At 73.5% G+C, this 1712-nt stretch carries 2 protein-coding genes; both read left to right on the top strand.

All coding sequences use genetic code 11. From position 1 onward, the window contains the following. Positions 1–8: 8 nt before the first annotated feature. A complete protein-coding gene (locus tag AB0C29_RS47010; protein ID WP_360834693.1) occupies positions 9–887 on the top strand; it encodes a permease in 879 nt (292 codons plus the stop codon). Next, positions 884–1588: a TIGR03943 family putative permease subunit gene (locus AB0C29_RS47005; protein WP_360834691.1), complete on the top strand. Its 705-nt coding sequence runs from the start codon at positions 884–886 to the stop codon at positions 1586–1588. The genes AB0C29_RS47010 and AB0C29_RS47005 overlap by 4 nt, the downstream gene beginning before the upstream one ends. The last annotated feature ends 124 nt before the right edge of the window (positions 1589–1712 follow it).

Raw genomic sequence — 1712 nt, 5'->3', positions numbered from 1 at the left:
GCAACCCGCTGGCCGCCCTCGTCTCCGCGCCCCGGCTGCAGACCTGGACCACCGTGTTCGTGTCGGTCCTGGTCCAGGCGGTGCCGTTCCTGGTGTTCGGCGTGGTGCTGTCCGCGGTCATCGCCGTGTTCGTGCCGCGCTCGTTCTGGGCCAGGGCGCTGCCGAGGCATCCCGCGCTGGCCGTGCCCGCCGCCGGCCTGGCCGGGGTGGTCCTGCCCGGCTGCGAGTGCGGCAGCGTGCCGATCGCCGGGTCGCTGATCCGCCGCGGCGTCACCCCGGCGGCCGCGCTGGCGTTCCTGCTGTCGGCCCCGGCGATCAACCCGATCGTGCTGACCGCGACCGCGGTGGCCTTCCCCGGCAACCCCGAGATGGTCGTCGCCCGGGGCGTGGCCAGCCTGATCGTGGCCGTGGCGATGGGCTGGCTCTGGCTGCGGCTGGGCAAGGCGGAATGGATCAAGCTGCCGGCCCGCCCGCACGAGGACGGCTCCCGTCTCAAGGCGTTCGTCGCCGCCTGCCGGCACGACGTCATGCACGCCGGCGGATTCCTGGTGCTCGGCGCCGCGGCCGCGGCCACCATCAACGTGGTCGTGCCGGAGAGCTGGCTGCAGACGCTGGCCGGCAACGAGGTGCTGTCGATCATTGCGCTGGCGGTGCTGGCCGTGCTGCTGTCCATCTGCAGCGAGGCGGACGCCTTCGTGGCCGCGTCGCTGTCGCAGTTCTCGCTGACCTCCCGGCTGGTGTTCCTGGTCGTCGGCCCGATGGTCGACCTCAAGCTGATCGCCATGCAGACCGGGGTCTTCGGCCGGCGCTTCTCCGTGCGCTTCGCCCCGGCCACGTTCGCCGCGGCGATCCTGGTGGGCACCGGCATCGGGGCGGTGCTGCTGTGAACAAGCAGGCCCAGGCCGTGATCATGCTGCTGTTCGGCGGCGCGATCCTCAAGGCGAGCCTCTCCGACCTGTACCTGCGCTACGTCAAGGAGGGCCTGCGGCCCTTCCTGATCGGCGCGGGCCTGCTGCTGGTCGCGGCGGCCGTGCTGACCCTCTGGTACGACCTGCGCGGCAAGGCCCAGGCGCACGGCGAGCACCACCACGAGCCGAAGGTCGGGTGGTTGCTGCTGCTGCCCGTACTCGGGCTGCTGCTGGTGGCCCCGCCCGCGCTCGGCTCGGACGCGGCCGGGCAGGCCGGCACGGTGCTGACCGCCCCCGGCACGGACTCGGACTATCCGGCGCTGCCGGCGGGCGATCCCGTGGATCTGGGGCTGCTGGACTACGCCTCCCGGGCGGTCTTCGACGACGGCCGCAGCCTCACCGGACGCAACCTGCGCCTGACCGGGTTCGTCACGCCCGGCCCCGACGGCGCACCGATGCTGGCCCGGATGGTGATGTCCTGTTGCGCCGCCGACGGCCGCCCGATCAAGGTGGCGCTCAGCGGTGAGGTGCCGGCGGCCGTACCGGCGGACACCTGGATCCAGGTGGTCGGCACCTGGACCGGCAAGACCGAGCAGGACCCGGTCAACGACGCCAAGGTGCCGTACCTGCAGGTCCGGTCCTGGCAGGAGATCGCCGCACCGAAGCAGCAGTACGAGTGACCCCGCTCCGCGCCCTGGCTGCCCTCGTCGTGGCCCTCGCCGCGGGGGCCGCCCTGCTCGTGTTCGCCCCGGACAAGCCCGACCCGGCCCCCGCCGCCCGGATGGGCCTGGCCGCCGCCTGGCC

Origin of the sequence: Actinoplanes sp. NPDC048791 (assembly GCF_040650095.1) — a bacterium.
In the GTDB taxonomy this organism is placed as follows: Bacteria; Actinomycetota; Actinomycetes; order Mycobacteriales; family Micromonosporaceae; genus Actinoplanes.
Note: the sequence above shows the minus strand (reverse complement) of the source record. Positions and strands in the feature narration are given on the sequence as shown.